The sequence below is a fragment of the Pseudonocardia sp. N23 genome, from assembly GCF_002583555.1.
GTDB lineage: Bacteria > Actinomycetota > Actinomycetes > Mycobacteriales > Pseudonocardiaceae > Pseudonocardia.
Genome location: NZ_BEGX01000114.1, coordinates 22,101 through 35,238, shown reverse-complemented (window position 1 = coordinate 35,238; position 13,138 = coordinate 22,101). Strand labels below are relative to the sequence as shown.

10 protein-coding genes and 1 tRNA gene are annotated in these 13,138 nt (G+C 70.0%); 7 read left to right on the top strand and 4 right to left on the bottom strand.

The window, feature by feature from the left end; translation table 11 throughout:
- Nucleotides 1-85 precede the first annotated feature (85 nt).
- Entirely contained in the window at nt 86-2,878 is a 2,793-nt protein-coding gene (aceE, locus tag TOK_RS24440; protein WP_098960332.1) for a pyruvate dehydrogenase (acetyl-transferring), homodimeric type, read from the bottom strand.
- A 185-nt stretch (nt 2,879-3,063) separates the two neighbouring features.
- On the opposite strand from aceE, the gene TOK_RS24435 reads away from it, so the two are divergent.
- The 3 genes from TOK_RS24435 to TOK_RS24425 all read left to right on the top strand — a co-directional run bounded on the left by TOK_RS24435 (nt 3,064) and on the right by TOK_RS24425 (nt 4,196).
- A complete protein-coding gene (locus tag TOK_RS24435; RefSeq protein WP_098960331.1) occupies nt 3,064-3,495 on the top strand; it encodes a DUF3052 domain-containing protein in 432 nt (143 codons plus the stop codon).
- A gap of 132 nt (nt 3,496-3,627) precedes the next feature.
- The gene (locus TOK_RS24430) at nt 3,628-4,086 is read left to right on the top strand and encodes a peroxiredoxin (RefSeq protein ID WP_098960330.1); all 459 of its coding nucleotides are present in this window, start codon (nt 3,628-3,630) and stop codon (nt 4,084-4,086) included.
- 35 nt (nt 4,087-4,121) lie between these two features.
- Nucleotides 4,122-4,196 (top strand) — tRNA-Val (locus tag TOK_RS24425).
- A 270-nt stretch (nt 4,197-4,466) separates the two neighbouring features.
- Here the strand turns inward: TOK_RS24425 and TOK_RS24420 are convergent.
- Both TOK_RS24420 and TOK_RS33560 read right to left on the bottom strand, forming a co-directional pair.
- Entirely contained in the window at nt 4,467-4,886 is a 420-nt protein-coding gene (locus TOK_RS24420) for a MaoC/PaaZ C-terminal domain-containing protein (RefSeq protein ID WP_216362094.1), read from the bottom strand.
- Nucleotides 4,883-5,302, bottom strand: coding sequence for a MaoC family dehydratase N-terminal domain-containing protein (locus tag TOK_RS33560; RefSeq protein WP_216362093.1), 420 nt, complete (start codon nt 5,300-5,302; stop codon nt 4,883-4,885). Before TOK_RS33560 ends, TOK_RS24420 begins: the two co-directional genes overlap by 4 nt.
- A 1,422-nt stretch (nt 5,303-6,724) precedes the next feature.
- Here TOK_RS33560 and TOK_RS24410 point away from each other — a divergent pair.
- Nucleotides 6,725-7,609, top strand: coding sequence for an SDR family NAD(P)-dependent oxidoreductase (locus TOK_RS24410; RefSeq protein WP_306305166.1), 885 nt, complete (start codon nt 6,725-6,727; stop codon nt 7,607-7,609).
- A gap of 301 nt (nt 7,610-7,910) precedes the next feature.
- On the opposite strand, the gene TOK_RS24400 is transcribed toward TOK_RS24410, so the two are convergent.
- Entirely contained in the window at nt 7,911-9,380 is a 1,470-nt protein-coding gene (locus tag TOK_RS24400) for a FadR/GntR family transcriptional regulator (RefSeq protein WP_216362092.1), read from the bottom strand.
- Nucleotides 9,381-9,847: 467 nt separating this feature from the next.
- Here TOK_RS24400 and TOK_RS24395 point away from each other — a divergent pair, with 467 nt between their 5' ends.
- The 3 genes from TOK_RS24395 to TOK_RS24385 all read left to right on the top strand — a co-directional run bounded on the left by TOK_RS24395 (nt 9,848) and on the right by TOK_RS24385 (nt 12,723).
- Entirely contained in the window at nt 9,848-10,240 is a 393-nt protein-coding gene (locus TOK_RS24395) for a Zn-ribbon domain-containing OB-fold protein (RefSeq protein ID WP_098960326.1), read from the top strand.
- Nucleotides 10,241-10,250: 10 nt separating this feature from the next.
- Nucleotides 10,251-11,450, top strand: coding sequence for a thiolase family protein (locus tag TOK_RS24390; RefSeq protein WP_098960325.1), 1,200 nt, complete (start codon nt 10,251-10,253; stop codon nt 11,448-11,450).
- A 457-nt stretch (nt 11,451-11,907) separates the two neighbouring features.
- A complete protein-coding gene (locus TOK_RS24385; protein WP_098960324.1) occupies nt 11,908-12,723 on the top strand; it encodes an SDR family oxidoreductase in 816 nt (271 codons plus the stop codon).
- Nucleotides 12,724-13,138 lie beyond the last annotated feature (415 nt).

The following is a 13,138-nucleotide window of genomic DNA, read 5'->3' as shown; positions in this document are numbered from 1 at the left end:
CGTACGTCGACAGTGACCGGCGTCTCACACGAATCCGCCCCGGAACCCTCGCGGGCGCCGGGGCGGACGAGCGTGGCGACGGGTCTCAGGCGACGCCGGAGTCCGACGTCTGCGGGCCGGCGGCCTGCGGGTCGTCGATCGCGTACTTCGCCGCGGCCTCGGCCACGACCGCACGGTCGATCTCACCCCGCGCGGACAGCGACCCCAAGGCGGCCACCGTGATCGACTCGGCGTCGACCGCGAAGTGCCTGCGGGCCGCCGGGCGGGTGTCCGACAGGCCGAAGCCGTCGGTGCCCAACGTCGTGAACGGCGCGGGGACCCACTGGCGCAACAGGTCCGGGACCGCGCGCACCCAGTCCGACACCGCGACGACCGGCGAGTCCGAGTCGCCCAGCGCCGAGCGCAGGTACGGCTCGCGGGGCGCCTCGTCCGGGTGGATCAGGTTGTGCCGCTCGGCGTCGACGCCGTCGCGGCGCAGCTCGCCCCACGACGTCACCGACCACACCTCGGCACCCACGCCCCACTGCTCGGAGAGCATGTCGCGCGCCTTGAGCGCCCACGGCACCGACACCCCCGACGCCAGCAGCCGTACCTGCGGGCCCTCCGTGCGCGGGGACGCCGCGTAGCGGTAGAGGCCGCGCAGGAGGGCGTCGACGTCGAGGTCGGCCGGCTCCGCGGGGTGGACGTAGGGCTCGTTGTAGACGGTCAGGTAGAAGATGACGTTCTCGGCGTCCTCGCCGAACATCCGGCGCAGCCCGCTCTCGACGATGTGGGCGACCTCGAAGGAGAACGCCGGGTCGTAGGACACGATCGCCGGGTTGGTCGCCGCCAGCAGCAGCGAGTGCCCGTCGTTGTGCTGCAGGCCCTCACCGGTCAGCGTCGTCCGCCCGGCCGTGGCGCCCACCAGGAAGCCGCGGGCCATCTGGTCGGCCGCCGCCCAGATGGAGTCGCCCGTGCGCTGGAAGCCGAACATCGAGTAGAAGACGTAGACCGGGATCATCGGTTCGTCGTGCGTGGCGTACGACGTGCCCGCTGCGGTGAACGACCCGACCGAGCCGGCCTCGTTGATGCCTTCGTGCAGGATCTGGCCCTGCTCGGACTCCTTGTACGCCAACATCAGCGACGCGTCGACGGACGTGTACTGCTGTCCGTTCGGGTTGTAGATCTTCTGCGTCGGGAACATCGAGTCCATGCCGAACGTGCGTGCCTCGTCCGGGATGATCGGGACGAACCGCGCGCCGATCTCCTTGTCCTTGACCAGCTCGCGCAGGATCCGGACGAAGGCCATCGTCGTGGCGGCCTCCTGCTTGCCCGATCCCTTGCGCGCCACCTCGTAGACCTTGTCGCCGGGCAGCACCAACGCCTTCGACGTCGTGCGCCGCGACGGCACCGGCCCGCCGAGAGCCTTGCGGCGGTCGGCCATGTAGCGGATCTCCGGTGCGTCCTCGCCGGGGTGGTAGTACGGCGGCAGGTACGGGTCGCGCTCGAGGTCGGCGTCGCTGATCGGGATGCGCTGCTCGTCGCGGAACTGCTTGAGGTCCTCGAGCGAGAGCTTCTTCATCTGGTGTGTGGCGTTGCGGCCCGCGAAGTGCGAGCCCAGGCCGTAGCCCTTGATCGTCTTCGCCAGGATGACGGTCGGCTGGCCGTTGTGCTCCAGGGCCGCCGCATAGGCCGCGTGCACCTTGCGGTAGTCGTGCCCGCCGCGCTTGAGGTTCCAGATCTGGGCGTCGGACAGGTCGTGGACCATGTCCTTGGTCCGCGGGTCGCGGCCGAAGAAGTGCTCGCGGACGAAGGCGCCGTCGTTGGCCTTGTAGGTCTGGAAGTCGCCGTCGGGCGTGGTGTTCATCAGGTTGATGAGCGCGCCGTCGCGGTCCGCGTGCAGCAGCGAGTCCCACTCGCGGCCCCAGACCACCTTGATGACGTTCCAGCCCGCGCCGCGGAAGAACGACTCCAGCTCCTGGATGATCTTCCCGTTGCCGCGCACCGGCCCGTCGAGCCGCTGCAGGTTGCAGTTGACGACGAAGGTCAGGTTGTCCAGGCCCTCGGTCGCGGCGACGTGGATCATGCCGCGCGACTCCGGCTCGTCCATCTCGCCGTCGCCCAGGAACGCCCACACGTGCTGGTCGGAGGTGTCCTTGATGCTGCGGTCGCGCAGGTAGCGGTTGAACCGCGCCTGCATGATCGCGTTCATCGGGCCGAGGCCCATCGAGACGGTGGGGAACTCCCAGAAGTCCGGCATCAGCCGCGGGTGCGGGTACGACGGCAGGCCATGACCGGGGCCACCGTGCGACAGCTCCTGGCGGAACCCGTCGAGCCGGTCCTCGGTGAGGCGACCCTCCAGGTAGGCGCGGGCGTAGATGCCCGGGGAGGCGTGCCCCTGGATGTAGACCTGGTCCCCGCCGCCGGGGTGTTCCTTGCCGCGGAAGAAGTGGTTGAAGCCGACCTCGTACAGCGTCGCCGACGACGCGTAGCTCGAGATGTGGCCGCCCACCCCGATGCCGGGCCGCTGCGCGCGGTGCACCGTCATCGCCGCGTTCCAGCGGATCCAGCGACGGTAGGCCCGCTCGGCCTCCTCGTCGCCCGGGAACCACGGCTCGCGGTCGGTCGGGATCGTGTTCACGTAGTCGGTGCTCGTCAGTGCCGGCACCCCGACGTGGCGTTCACGGGCACGCTGCAGCATCCGCAGCATGAGGTAGCGGGCACGTTGCTGGCCCGCGGCGTCGAGCACCGCGTCGAAGGAGTCGAGCCACTCCGCAGTCTCCTCGGGATCGATGTCCGGGAGGTGCGAGGCGAGGCCGTCGCGGATCACGTGTACGCGTCCGGTTCGCTCGGAGCGGTTGTTCTGGCCGGTCAAGGGGTCTCCCTGGGTGGCGGTCATGCCATTCGTCATGCGTGCCCGTCGCCGTTGTCGGCACGCTCCTCATCCTGTCCGTACAGCCCCTATCGTGCCCCCCGCGGTGAGATCGGGGAACGGCGGTTGCGCACCGCTGTCCCCACGTGTTCGGATTCCGCATCCGAACACGGGCCGACATGGCCCACACACGACAACAAGGGGGCGCGCGCGTGATCGCCGCGGAAGATGCCGGACGTTCGTCCGACATCGCGGGCAAGCTCGGCATCGAGCCGGGCATGGTCGTCCAGGAACTGGGTTGGGACTCCGACGTCGACGAGGCGGTGCGCGACGCTGTCGAGGAACGCAGCGGCGACGAACTGCTCGACGAAGACGCCCAGGAGGTCATCGACGTCGTCCTGATGTGGTTCAGGGAGGGCGACGGCGACCTCGTCGACGCCCTCGTCGACGCCAGAGGGGCACTCGCCGACAACGGCGTGGTCTGGGTGCTCACACCCAGGACGGGCCGCCCGGGTCATCTCGAACCGAGCGAGATCGCCGAGGCCGCCCCGACGGCCGGCCTCGCCCAGACGTCCAACGTGAGCGTTGGCGACACGTGGGCAGGCGCCCGTCTCGCCTCGCCGAAACAGGGGAAGAAACGCTGATGCCTACGCCCGCGACCCCCGGCCAAGGGGGTCGCGGGCGCCGGGACACCGTCGGGTGGAATAGGCTCGGGAACACTGTCGCGCCCACAACCGAGGCGCGGCGTCGTCGACGTGCTTGGGAGAACCCTGATCATGGCGCTCGCGGTGGGCTCGCAGGCCCCCGACTTCACGCTCAAGGCCGACACCGGCGACGAGGTCACCCTCTCGTCGTTCCGGGGTGACAAGGCCGTACTGGTGGTCTTCTACCCGTTCGCCTTCTCCGGGGTCTGTACCGGCGAGCTCTGCTCGGTGCGCGACGACCTCGGGGCGTTCCAGAACGACGACGTCCAGGTCGTCGCCGTCTCGGTCGACCACACCTTCGCCCTCGCCGCCTGGGCGAAGGAGCAGAACTACACCTTCCCGCTGCTCGCCGACTTCTGGCCGCACGGCAAGGTGGCGCAGGACTACGGCGTCTTCAACGCCGACGCCGGCTTCGCCCTGCGCGGGACCTTCCTCGTCGACAAGGAGGGCGTCGTCCGCTTCGCCGAGGTCAACGGCCCCGGCGACGCGCGCGACCAGGACGGTTGGCGCAAGGCCATCGCGGCGCTCTGACGCCGCAGGCCGGCCTGGGATCCGGGCCGGCTCCCGGGCGCGTAGCTCAGCGGGAGAGCACTCGGCTTACACCCGAGCGGTCGCAGGTTCGAACCCTGCCGCGCCCACCACGTTTGACCAGCGGAAACAGCGGTCCGGACTTCCGGCCGGCGCGACGCGTGACACGAAATGTGACACAGGCAGGCCGTAGGCTAACTGTGTGGCGCGAAGACGGCCCGATCGGCAGCGCGTCGGTCTCGACGATCCGGCAGACAGTTCGTGCTGAAATCGGCGCGGCGATCCCGGTCGCGATCGCCTCTGTTGCGATGGGTGCACCCCACGGGGCCACCGACTGCGATGGCCCCCTGTGGTACGCGCAGAGGTGTCCGCTGTCGCCTTGGTCACGAGGTAGCGGCGACCACTACCGTCGCCTCCGCGGTCACGGCGACCCCGCCACCTCTCCGGCGGACGGCCAACTCCAGTTCCAGCCGCTGCATCCCGTTCTGGCCCGTGGTCGCCGACAGGACCCGACCCGAGCAGACCAGGACGTCACCGGGCCACACCTGCTCCGAGAAGCGGACCTTGATGCGCCGGACGCTCTCGGGGCCGTACAGGTCCGTGCAGTAGGTGCCGAGGTAGCCAGCCTGTAGCATGCCGACGCTGAACGCCCCCTCCATCCCGCCGGCCCGCGCGAACTCGTCGTCGTGGTGGATCGGGTTGAAGTCACCGCTGGCGCCCTGATAGCGCACGATGTCGGTGCGGCTCTGCCGGCCGACGTTCCACTCCGGGAGCACGGCAGAGACTTCGCGAGGTCCGGTCACGACGCCGCTCCCCGCTCGATCGTCGTCGCCCGGCTCTCAGCCACCACCACGCCGTCGGGGGCGAGATACCGAGTGAGGAGCACTATGAACGTCATGTTGCCGCCGCGGCGCCCCGCCTTCTCGGTCACGGACTCCACGGTCAGGCGCACCGTCAGCCGGTCCCCGGCGTGCGGCAGCCGACCGGGGAAGGAGAACTCCTGTCCGCCGTGCAGGACGCGCGGCAGGTTCAACCCCAGTCGCTGAACCAACGCATCCTCCCCCTCCGGTGCCCAGAACGACGAGGTCACCAGGAAGGTAGGCGGGATCGGTGCGTCGTCGCCGAAGTACCCCGGCGACCGGGATCCGGTCGCTCGCGCGAACTCGGCGACCTTGCCGCGCTCGATCACCATTTCGTACTCGCCGAGCACCGTGCCCACCAGTCGGGCCGCAGGGTGCTGGGACGCCGTCGGCGCGCTCACAGGATCAGCACCGCGGGCTCGCGCATGATCTTGCTGGCCGTCTCGCCGCGGTTGGCGATGGACTGACGCTGCACGTCCACTCCTGTCGGTGTCGGTAGACGGTGCGGTGGTTGGGCCACGTCCCGTGCGGGTCGGCGCCGGTGGGGCCGACCCGCAGCGCGCGTTCGAAGACGTCGATTGCGCCCGGCGCTCCGGCCAGGACGGTCTCCGCGGCATCTGCCATGAACCCTCACCGCCTCGGTTGTAGCTCGAACTGAACCAGGTTACCTCTGTTGCCGAAAGGCGGTGGCAGGGCCCCTGGTCCTTCGCTCCGATAGAGGCTACTCTTATCTGCGCAGCAGGTGCGATGGGCCGTGTCACAGGCTCACGTCCCAATCTCCCGCCCCCGCACGCTCAGGGGCCAAGGTGGAGCGGTCCCTGCACCGTCAGTCGTAGCTGGAGGACGTCCTGAACAACCTACGGGTGGCCGAGGAGCATGGCGGCGGCGCGACGCCGCCCTCGTGGTTCACCCGCGCAACGGAGACGCTGCCCGTTCCGGTTTGGCCCGAGGCCGACGGCGTGCAGTTGCGCCTTCGGACCTGGGGGCCCGAGGGCGCCGCGGGAGTCCTGGTCCACGGCGGAGGCGCCCGTTGCGGCTGGTCGCACCACGTCGCGTCACAGGTCCACTCGCACCGAGGCGTCGCGCTCGACCTGTCAGACACGGCGAGAGCGGTCCCCGAGCCAACCATGACGTCCGGGGCTGGGCCCGTGAGGTCGTCGCGGTCGCCGGGGAATCGCCGCTTGCGGCGCGCGGTCCGGCGGGGGTCTACCCGACCCTCTCCACGGCGGTCGCCCGGTTCCGACCCCTGCCGGCGCAGGCCAACGTCCGCCCTGACGTGACCGACCACATCGCACGCGGCTCCCGCCGCCGAGTCGACGGGGGATGGCCGTGGAAGCTCGGTGCCGGGGCCTTCGGCAGACCCCGCCCGCTGCTGCAGGACCCTCCCGCCGCAACTAGGGATCCCGCAGCCCTGTTCCGGTGCGAGGAAAGGCTGGTCACGCCCGAGACGGCAGCGGAGGCGGCAAGACCCCCTCCGGTCACATGTCGGTCGTCGACCTTCCCCGACGCCGGTCAGCACCGCATGCTCGACCAGCCGTTGGCGCCGGCGACCGGTCTGCGCACGTTGCTCGCTTCTGGCCGGCCGTCCCGACCCAGCCCGCCCTCCACTGGGGAAGCGGGGATGAACGTCGGGGTGCACGCCAGGCGACGAACTCGGACCAGGACGGCGAGTCGCCGTGCCGCCCCGGTTGCGCTCGTGACGTTCCAGACCGCTGGCAGCAAGGCCAGCGGCACAACGATGTTCAGAGAAGGATGACGTGGAGCGAATCTGTGAAGGCCGAGTGGCCATCGTCACGGGAGCCGGGCGGGGGCTGGGCCGCTCCCACGCCCTTGCGCTGGCCCAGCACGGCGCGCAGGTCGTGGTGAACGACCTGGGCGGGGAGCCCGACGGGACCGGTAGTGACCCTACTGTCGCGCGGCTCGTGGTCGACGAGATCCGGGCCGCTGGTGGCGAGGCGGTCGCCAGCGCACACGACGTGTCGGACTCCGCGAGCGCCCGGGAGATCGTCCGGCTCGCCGTCGACACGTTCGGTGGCCTCGACGTCTTGGTCAACAATGCCGGCATCCTTCGCGATCGCACGCTGGCGGGGATGACCGACGAGGATTGGGACACCGTGGTCCGGGTGCACCTCCGGGGCACGTTCGCGTGCTCGCGGGCGGCCGCCGTGTTCTGGCGGGACTGGGCCAAGAAGACCGGCGCCCCGGTCGACGGCCGGATCATCTGCACGACCTCGCCGAACGGCCTGTACGGCAGTTTCGGCCAGACCAACTACATCGCTGCGAAGGGCGCCATCGCGTCCTTCACGCTCGGTGCAGCCAAGGAGATGATCCGCTATGGGGTAACCGTGAACACCGTGGCGCCGGCCGCCACGACGCGGTTGACGGAGGGCCTCATGCCCGAAGAGCTCGTGGAGAAGTTCGCTCCTGCTTTCGTCTCTCCGATCGTGGTCTGGCTGGCGAGTCTGCAGAGCGCGGCGATCACAGGCCGGACGTTCGACGTCCGCGGCAACAGGATCGCTGTCGTGGAGTCGTGGCGCATCGGCTCCGAGATCCTGCACGACGAGCCCTGGGACCCGGCCGCGCTCGGTGACGTGGTCCCCGACCTCGTGGCTAAGGCCGCGCCCACCCCGAACGACAGCGGGTACGTCGACCCGGAGCAGAACTGAACCGCCCTGGGGTTGCCCGCAGACTCCGGGTCGGGCGGCGAACAACGTCGAGATCGCCTACACGCCGTTGCACAGCTCCTGGCTCAACCGGATCGAGCCGCAGTTCACCGCGCTGCACTGCTTCACCATCGACGGCACCGACCACCAGCCACATCGCGAGCAGGCGCTCATGATCCGCCGCTACATCGCCTGGCCGAACACCCACGCCACCGACCCCGCGCGAGGTGATCAAACGGGCCTCAACCATCACACGGGCGAAGGTTGCCTGGCCCGGCACTCGTGCGCCGGTGCCGAGCGCGCGCTACTGCCACCACGCGTCGAGGGCCTCGAGGTGGCGGCGCATGCGGTGGCGCGCGAGCGGCAGGTCGCCGGCGAGGATCGCCTCGGCGATTCCCTCGTGGACACGCAGGGCCGCATCAGCGGCCTCCTGAGTCTTCGGTCCCTCCTCGACGAGGTCGTCGGAGTGCCGGGCCCACACAGTGGTGATGATCCGGAGGAACAACGCGAGGACCGGGTTGCCGGACAGTTCCGCGATCTCCGTGTGGAAGTGGTGCGCCCGGCCGACCGTTGCCTCCGAGGCGACCGGGTCCACGGGCTTGATCGCCTCCCGCAGGCGCTCTCCCACCACTGTGTCCTCGTGCCGCCGCACGACCGACTCCAGGCAGCCGGACTCGATGACGTCCCGCACGGCCCGGAGGTCGGCTAGGCCGATCTCCTCGTAGTCGAGGTAGAGGGCCGTCGCCTGGATGCTCGCCGTGGCGTCGGGCACGGTGATGACCAGGCCGCCGCCAGGACCTCGGCGCATGTAGGCGACGGAGTGGTACTCCAGCAGTCGCACAGCCTCCCGTAGTACCGCGCGGCTGACGCCCATCCGCTCGAGCAGATCAGCCTCCGAGCCCACGACGTCACCCACGTGCGCACCTCTGGCGGCCATCTCACCCATGATGCGCCGGGCGACGGTCTCGGCGAGCTTCTGCTTGCCGTTGCCCGTGTCGTCGACGTCTGCGCGCTGGGTGCTGGCGATCGGTCGTTGACCGATGGACAGCATCCAGTCCCGCATGGCCTCGAGGTGGTGGACCGTGCGTTGTTCCGCCCTGCTCGTGTCCCCGGCGATGACGGAGTTCGCGATAGCCCGGTGCGCGAGGTGGGACGCCCGCTTGACCTCGGCGGCCTGCCCGCGCGACGCCCGTGACGGTCGGTACACATAGCGATTGGTCAGCTCGACCAGCACGTCGATGAACAGGCGGAGGGCGGGGTTCCTGCTCAGCTGGCCCAGGGTTTTGTGCAGCAGGTCGCTGCCACCCAGGTCGTCGGGGGATGCCTGGTCCTGCTCGAGCGTGGCGCGAAGGGCCTGGATGCCCTCCTCGTCCATCCGGTCGGCCGCCAGCCGAGCGGCCAGCGGTTCGAGGAGCAGGCGGACGGCGAGCAACTCCTCGACCTGCGCGCCGGTGTGCTCCAGGTAGATGACCATGGCGGCGGCGAGTGGCCCGGCCTGCGGCGCCTTCACGATCAGGCCACCGGAGGGGCCGCGGCGCATGGTGGCCACCTCGTGGTGTTCGACCAGGCGGATGGCCTCTCGGAGGACCGCGCGGCTGACCCCGTAGCGCTCCCGCAGGGCACTCTCGGAACCGAACACCGTGCCGACCTGCCACCCCGAGGCCAAGATGTCGGCCTCGATCCGGCTGGCCACCTGGCTGGCCAGCTTTCGCGCCGTCCCCTCGCCTGGTATTGCGATGGGACCTCTCAGCGCCGTGGGGTCACCGTCGGTCACGCCCGCGCCTCCGTTGGAGAGATCAATGGTCACCCCCAGTCTCCAGCACATCCGGTGCCGGGACATCACCAGGGGAGACACCTGGCCGGCCCGCGAGGACCTCCGGGCAGGTCGGTCGATGGGGATCGACTGGGTGCACTCTAGACCCCGGTGATTCCTGTGGCGGTGGAGCGATCTCGTGGCCGCGCCCGCCGGCCTGGCTGGCGGCGTTGCTGAAGGTGGGCATGGTGCTGGCGCCGGCGTGCTGGTCCTGCCGGGAGCTCCCGCCGCCCGTCATGTCCGGCTTCGAGGGTCGAACGGCCAGGACGGGCAATGCCGCGAGCCGGGCGAACGCCGCGGCAGATCGCAGGCCCAGGGCCAGCGCGCCGGCCGTTCCTCCGGTGCTCCCGACTCGTCATGACGAGTCCGAGTTGAGTATCCTGTATCTTGAAGCTGTCCTATAAGTCCGGAGCGCCGTGGAGAGTGTCGTGGACCGTGTACCACTCGTGGACTATCTGGTCCTGGACGATGAGCCGCATCTCGTGGCGCACGAGTGCAGGGGCTGTGGCGCTCGGTACTTCGACCGGCGGTGCGCGTGCGCCAACTGCAGCGGGCAGGAGTTCCGCGACGTCGAGGTCCAGCGGGTCGGCACGTTGCGGACCTTCACGATCGTGGCGTTCGCAGCCGAGGGTGTGAAGGTCCCGTACGTGGCAGGGGTCATCGACTGCGGCGGTACCGCCGTGCGGGGAAACGTGGTGAACGTGCCACCGGATCCGGACCAGGTGCGGTCGGGCATGAAGGTCCGGTTGACGACGGTCTCCGTCGGCGTGGATCCCACCGGCGTGGAGGCCGTTGGTTTCGGCTTCGAGCCGATCGACTGAAGGTAGAAGCATGGCGGAGAACGTCTGGATCCTCGGGATCCACATGACCAGGTTCGGGAAGTATCGGGACAAGGACGCCGTGGACCTCGGCGCCGAGTCGGCGTTGGCGGCGATGGCTGACGCCGGGGTGACGATGCAGGACATCGGCGTGCTGAGTGCGGGCAATCTCCTCGGGTCGGTGGGGTTCGGTCAGGCGCTCCAGAAGCAGATCGGCCAGACCGGGATCCCCGTCTACAACGTGGGCAACGCCTGCGCGACGGGGGCGACGGCGCTGCGCGTGGCGGTCATGGCGATCAAGGCGGGCGAGTGCGACATGGGCCTGGCCGTGGGGGTGGAGAAGCTCTCCGGCGCCGGGTTGCTGACCGGCAACGCACGGAAGGAGGAGGGCGGCCCCTGGGTCCGCGAGGGGCGATTCGGTGAGGTTGCCCCGCTCGATGGACTGATCGGCACCGAGACGATGCCGGGAATCTTCGCCCAGATCGGGATGGAGTACGCGCACCGCTACGGCGGTGCGGACTTCGAGCTGTTCGCACGGATCTCCGAGAAGAACCACGCGCACTCGACGCTGAACCCGAAAGCGGCGTACCAGAAGCGGATGTCGCTGGAGGAGATCATGAACGACGTCATGATCGCCTATCCGAACACCCGGGCGATGTGTTCGGCGAACTGCGACGGCGCGGCCGCGGCCGTCCTGGTCGGCGAAGGCAAGCTGCGCACGCTGTCTCAGGACCAGCAGCGTCGAGCGGTGAAGATCAGTGCGTCGGTGCTGACGAGCGACCCGTGGCGTGACGGCTGTCAGGTCCTTCCGGACATCAACACCCTGACCCGGCAGGCTGCGGAGACTGCCTACGAGCAGGCCGGCATCGGGCCGGAGGACCTGGACCTCGTCGAGTTGCACGACTGTTTCGCAAGTGCGGAGCTCGTGCACTACGACAACCTGGGCCTGTGCGAGCCAGGTGGAGCAGTGGAGTTCTTCAGGTCCGGGGCGCCCTGGCGTGGCGGGCGGCTGCCGGTGAACGTCTCCGGCGGCCTGCAGTCCAAAGGGCATCCGATCTCGGCCACCGGCATTGCGAACGTGTGGGAGGTCGCGACGCACCTACGCGGCGAGGCGGGGCCCCGTCAGATCGAGGGAGCAAGGGTCGGCCTCGCCCACGTCATCGGTCTGGGTTCGGCCTGCGGCGTGCACATCCTGGAGAAGGCCGCCGTCTGACCGGCCGTCTCGGGCCGCTACCTGGGGGTCCGCGGCGAAGGGGCGAAGGGACGAGGGGATCGTCGCGGACACATCCGGGTACCGGTCCGGGTGGCGCCCGGTCGGGATCGCGTAGGCGGCTCCCCGCCCGGGGGAGGCGCATCGCGACCTGTCGGGGGTCGGCGACGCGCGTGACGGCGGAATCGATCCGGTCGGACCCTGTCCGGTGCCGGCGCCGTCGACCCTGCCGAACGCGCTCGCGATCCCGGGGGACGTCGGCGAGTGCGTCGGACGCTTCCCCGGGCCCGGCGTCGGCTTCGTCTGCGTGGTCGAGACGGCGCGCCGGCCCGACGTTTCGGTGTTAGATAGAACCTAGCTAACTATTATGTATCTGTCGGTCGTGCCTCCGAGGCCGCTCCTCGCGCACTCGCAGGCGGGTCCTGGCGACGAGTGATGTCCTACGAGAGAGGGTCCCGCGATGACCGAACCCACAGCGCTGCCGTCGTACCCGGAGACCGCGCTGATCTTCGGGGGGAGTCGTGGCATGGGCGCAGCGACGGCTCTGCGCCTCGCCGCGCGTGGCACCCGGGTTGCCATCGGCTACGTCGCGAACGAGGAGGCGGCCCGCAAGACGGCCGAGGCCGTGGCGGCCGTCGGTCCGGAGCCCGTCCTCGTCCGGGGAGACGTGGCTCGAGCCGCGGTCGAGATGGTCGAGACGGCGCGAGAGGCCCTGGGGCGGATCGACTCCATGGTCTTCACAGCGGTGCCTGTCATGGTCGGGCGAGTGCTCGAGACGACCCGAGAGCAGTACCAGCGCGCGTTCGACGTGCACTATTGGGGCACCTTGGAGGCGGTGCGGGCGGGGCTGCCCGACCTCCAGGACGCGAAGGGTTCCGTCGTGACGGTGTCGGCCATGGGCGCGTTCCGCTACGCCCGCTACTACGGGATCCTGGGCCCGGCCAAGGCGGCGCTCGATGCGCTGGTGATCTACCTCGGCGCCGAGCTGGGGCCGAAGGGGATCCGGGTCAACGGGGTGTCCCCGCAGCTGGTCGCCGGGGACGCCGACCACGCCGACCACAGCACGGGCTCGGGGGTGACCGGGCGCGAGACGGTGACCGTCGAGATCGAGGCACTCGACGAGATCATCGACACGGTCCGCAAGCGCACTCCACTGCGCCGCCTGGCGACCCGGGACGAGCTGGCATCCGTCGTTGTCAGCCTGCTGTCGAGCGACTACCGCTACGTGACGGGGCAGGTCATCCAGGTCGACGGCGGCTACGGTCTGCTGGCCTGATGCTCGGGACGTGGGCGGAGGGGCGAGGGCATCGCGGGTAGCGGCGGACAGGTCGAGCGGTAGGTCCGTACCCCGCGCCTGAAGGTTCGCCGACTCCGTCCGGGCAGGCGTCGAGCTGCATGGTCGAGGGCGTCGATCGCGGGCGGACGACCACGCGAGAACCCGGGCGCGTGCGGTGTCCTGGTGGTCAGCCGGTTCAGCGATGACCGCGACGATCCGCCGCGACCGCAGGTGCCCGCGGATCGCCTGCGCGCGTCGCGCGGGGGACCTTCGCCTGACTCCGGGAATGGGCCGTCGGCCACGCCACCACAGGCGTCCCGGGCACGAACTTTGCACAACATGGTACATGTGGTTAACTAGGTTGAGGCGTAGCAGAGAAGCCGCGAATGCCGTGCCGGACGGGTGGTCCGCCTCG

Bases quoted from the DNA above. Each gene is read 5' to 3' on its own strand.
- TOK_RS24430 (WP_098960330.1), top strand. From the start codon at position 3,628: ATGGCGCTCGCGGTGGGCTCGCAGGCCCCCGACTTCACGCTCAAGGCC.
- TOK_RS24390 (WP_098960325.1), top strand. From the start codon at position 10,251: ATGGCGGAGAACGTCTGGATCCTCGGGATCCACATGACCAGGTTCGGG.
- TOK_RS24385 (WP_098960324.1), top strand. From the start codon at position 11,908: ATGACCGAACCCACAGCGCTGCCGTCGTACCCGGAGACCGCGCTGATC.
- aceE (WP_098960332.1), bottom strand. From the start codon at position 2,878: ATGACCGCCACCCAGGGAGACCCCTTGACCGGCCAGAACAACCGCTCC.